General features: G+C 49.3%; 2 rRNA genes. Both read left to right on the forward strand.

Features of this window, described 5'->3' with window-relative positions:
* Nucleotides 1-74: ribosomal RNA gene (locus GTP69_RS30935) — 23S ribosomal RNA — on the forward strand; the annotation flags it as partial.
* A 122-nt stretch (nt 75-196) separates the two neighbouring features.
* Nucleotides 197-294 (forward strand): 5S ribosomal RNA (gene rrf / locus GTP69_RS30940); the annotation flags it as partial.

The following is a 294-nucleotide window of genomic DNA, read 5'->3' on the forward strand; positions in this document are numbered from 1 at the left end:
GTTGATAGGTCAGGTGTGGAAGTGCAGTAATGCATTAAGCTAACTGATACTAATTGCCCGTACGGCTTGTCCCTATAACCTTGACGGTTATACGCATTTACTCTGATGATGAGTGGTGCTACCCCAATACAAAACTTTACTTCTCCCAGATTCGCTGTGGTGCCCAGTTGGCGGCGCCAGAGCACACAAGTCAAAGCTTGATGACCATAGTAAGTCGGTCCCACCCCTTCCCATCCCGAACAGGACCGTGAAACGACTCTACGCCGATGATAGTGCTGCAACCAGTGTGAAAGT

This window comes from Duganella levis (assembly GCF_009857605.1).
GTDB classification, from domain to species: Bacteria; Pseudomonadota; Gammaproteobacteria; order Burkholderiales; family Burkholderiaceae_D; genus Rugamonas; species Rugamonas levis.